The 3,020-nt window shown below is 57.2% G+C and carries 4 protein-coding genes; 2 read left to right on the top strand and 2 right to left on the bottom strand.

What is annotated here, in order from left to right; all coding sequences use genetic code 11:
- Both Q0288_RS08220 and Q0288_RS08225 read right to left on the bottom strand, forming a co-directional pair.
- Window positions 1-455: nucleoside triphosphate pyrophosphatase (locus Q0288_RS08220; protein ID WP_299429411.1), on the bottom strand; the 455-nt coding region annotated here is incomplete at its 3' end.
- Window positions 452-1,540, bottom strand: a complete 1,089-nt coding sequence (locus tag Q0288_RS08225; RefSeq protein ID WP_299429412.1) for a phospholipase D-like domain-containing protein — start codon at window positions 1,538-1,540, stop codon at window positions 452-454. The genes Q0288_RS08220 and Q0288_RS08225, both read right to left, overlap by 4 nt.
- A gap of 160 nt (window positions 1,541-1,700) precedes the next feature.
- On the opposite strand from Q0288_RS08225, the gene Q0288_RS08230 reads away from it, so the two are divergent.
- Both Q0288_RS08230 and Q0288_RS08235 read left to right on the top strand, forming a co-directional pair.
- Window positions 1,701-2,330 carry a TetR/AcrR family transcriptional regulator gene (locus Q0288_RS08230; protein WP_299429413.1) on the top strand — a complete coding sequence of 210 codons (630 nt, stop codon included), beginning with the start codon at window positions 1,701-1,703 and terminating at the stop codon, window positions 2,328-2,330.
- A 1-nt stretch (window position 2,331) separates the two neighbouring features.
- Window positions 2,332-2,787 carry a methylated-DNA--[protein]-cysteine S-methyltransferase gene (locus Q0288_RS08235; protein ID WP_299429414.1) on the top strand — a complete coding sequence of 152 codons (456 nt, stop codon included), beginning with the start codon at window positions 2,332-2,334 and terminating at the stop codon, window positions 2,785-2,787.
- The last annotated feature ends 233 nt before the right edge of the window (window positions 2,788-3,020 follow it).

Raw genomic sequence — 3,020 nt, forward strand, 5'->3', positions numbered from 1 at the left:
CCGTACCCTCCAGCCTTGTCCAGCCCTTCTCGGCTTTGGGCGTACCACTCGAGTTCCCACTCCTGCAAAGCCCGAAAAGTTACCTGAGCCAGGACTACCTCACTGTGCAAGAACCGATCGGGTTTCAAAACCGCGAAGCCGGTATAAACAGTATGAGTACGGCCCGACAGACGCCGCAAAAACGCCTTGTTTTCTGCTATGCTTTGCGGTTTGCCCAGTGTTTCGGAGCCCATCGCCACCACCGTATCGGCGGCCAGCACCCACTGCCCTTGTTGCCAGATAGCCTGGGCTTTCCGGGCAGCCAGCTCCCTTGCCATTTCGCTGGGAGCCAGATGCCCCAAGACATCTTCATCAATGTTGGCCGGACAGGTCTGAAAGGGTAGCGACAGCCTCTGAAGCAACTCGGCCCGGCGGGGGCTTTGTGAGGCCAGAATCAAGTCAGGCAGGCGGGTCATAAACGTGTTCCCACTCGCCAGGTGGCCTCCACTTCACGCTGGTAGTGCTGGGCCAGGGTGTGGTCACGCAAAATCAGCAGGTTTTCGTTGTTACGCCCAAAGCCAGAGTTGGTAAAGTTGTAGCTGCCGGTGACCACCCATTCGCTGTCCACCACAATTATTTTGTGGTGCATGGTGTAAGGGTTGCCATCCTTGCGTACATCAATACCGGCTTGCTTCAAGGTTTCGTCCCTGGAGTTTTCCAGATTCCGCGCATCCATCACCACCCGTACCCGAACCCCGCGCTCATGGGCTCTGGTGAGTGCTTCCACCAGGCGAATATCAGTCAATACAAACGCCGCAATCCAGATTTCCTGGTGGGTTCTCTTGATCAGGTCAAGAATAGCGCCCCGGCCCTCGCGGCCTCCTGCAGGGCTAAAATACACGGTGCCTTCGGTGGCGCCAATCTGGAAACGCTCGGAGCGGCCCAGCCCACTTTCCTGACCCGCAAAGATTGCATCAAACTCAGCCTGGTAGACTTGCACCAGGCCCAACACAGGAAGCCACAAACTGTTCTCGTTGTTGCGCTCGAAAGCGCTCCAGGTCAGGTTGGTGCTGCCGGTCCAGACCCCCTGGCCATCAATCACCACAAACTTGTGGTGCATCAGGGCATTGTTGCGGCTATCGTAGCAAACCTGCACCTGCTGCAGGGTCTCGCAACGGGCCTGACTGCTGCTGCGCACCCCCAGACTTTCGCGGGTTTCGCGGCGATAATCGGAGTCGTTGAACATCCGTACCCGCACCCCTCTGGCAGCGGCCTGGATCAGGGCCTGCCCAATTTCGCGATCCTCCAGTTCCATCACGGCCACCTCAATGCGGCTTTGGGCTCCATTAATCAGACCAATCAGACGGTCTTTAGCCTCTCGGCCCTGCTGGGGAGCGAAGTAGAGTTCCAGTCCCCCCGCTGCTTTGTAGCTCTGTGGAACCAGGCCGAAGTAGTTATCCCAGACGAAATATCCAACCACCCCCAGGAACAACAAAAAAAGCCAGATTTGATCGCCCCGGCGGCGGGTACGAACAAAGCTGAAAATCGAACGACGTCGCATCGCAGATGTCTACTGTACAACGCAGGTTGGAGTTTGTCTGTTTGCGCGAGGATCGGGGATTTAAACGCATCCCTCCACCCACCCAGAAGGCCAGTAAAAAATTGTGCGGTTGGCCAAAAGGCAACTAGCGCGATTTATTAGACTTGGGTACAATCTCTTCATGCTCAGTCTTCGGGAAAGACAAAAGCAGCGTCGCCGTGATCGCATCTTTCGCACTTCCATACATCTGTTCCGGGAGAAGGGGTTTCACCAAACCACTGCTACCGACATTGCCAAAGCCTCGCACGTTTCGAGGGGTACCTTCTTCAACTACTACGCCTACAAAGAGGCTGTGCTGCTCGATTTCGGGGCACAACTGCTGGGCGAATTGCGTGAACAGGCCCTGGTCGAGCTGGGCCAGGGAGAGCCCCCCCTCGAGGTTTTACACCGGTTGTGGGCTCGCCTGGCCGATGTAAGCGAGCAAGAACGGGTACTGCTCTCGCCCCTGGCTTACGAACTCTTGAACCCTGATCCCGAGCGGGCCAAGGCGGCTTTTGAGGCCCTGCCGCTGGGCGACCTGATTGCCGATATCCTGCGCCCGCTCAAGTTGCGCGGCAAACTGAGGAGTGATATGTCGCTCGAGCGCATTTCCCGCTCGATTGCCGATGTGTATTTGCTTTCGGCCTTGCGCTGGGCTGCTTATACACCGGGGCGGCAGCTCAAAGAAGAGATGACCAAGTTTCTCGACTTGATGCTGGATGGGGCCGTAGCCCGAGAAACCAGCAAACGCGAAAAAGCCGCCAGATCCTGAGATGTACAGCCTGCTGATTCCCACGCCGATTGGCCCACTGTTTGCCAGGGCCACCTTCCAAGCCCTGCTATCGGTGGAGCTGCTGGTGCTGGGTGAGGGATTCCCGGAGCGCCCCAACAAGCTCCTGCGCGAGGTGAGTAAAAAAGTAGATCGCTACTTTGCAGAGAAGAACGAAACATTCCTGGAACTGCCCCTGGACTACACTGATTTCGACGCCCGCCGGGTGGCCCTGTACGAGCAAGTGCGGCTGATCCCGCTTGGGGAAACCCGTGGCTACGCCCAGGTGGGACGGCTCTGCGGCCTGAGTCCTAGGGCCAGTGGAGCAGGGATGCGTGCATCTCCTTTTTTTCTGGTTGTGCCCGCGCAGCGGGTGATTCATGCCGATGGGCGCTTGGGAGGGTTTGCTGGGCGGGAGGGTGTGAAGGAGTGGCTGTTGAAATTTGAGCGATCCAGATAGGTTGAACTGGATATGAGGTCAAAATGGACGGGAGGCTGAAGGGGAAGCTGTTGAGTTTGTTCTTTCGCGAACAAACGCTAATGCAGATCATTGAACGAACTCGACAGCGAGAACCCTTGTCGCAGCCCGCTTTGAAGCAGCCGTCCGAAAGGCAGTTGCTGCCGGTGTACCTCCGATGTTTCCTTTTCGAATTGCCCTTCAAATGCTCCCACAGCCTCGACCTGAGGTAGTGG

Origin of the sequence: uncultured Meiothermus sp., assembly GCF_937863175.1 — a bacterium.
Taxonomy (GTDB): Bacteria; Deinococcota; Deinococci; order Deinococcales; family Thermaceae; genus Meiothermus.

Bases quoted from the DNA above. Each gene is read 5' to 3' on its own strand.
- Q0288_RS08225 (WP_299429412.1), bottom strand. From the start codon at position 1,540: ATGCGACGTCGTTCGATTTTCAGCTTTGTTCGTACCCGCCGCCGGGGC.
- Q0288_RS08230 (WP_299429413.1), top strand. From the start codon at position 1,701: ATGCTCAGTCTTCGGGAAAGACAAAAGCAGCGTCGCCGTGATCGCATC.
- Q0288_RS08235 (WP_299429414.1), top strand. From the start codon at position 2,332: ATGTACAGCCTGCTGATTCCCACGCCGATTGGCCCACTGTTTGCCAGG.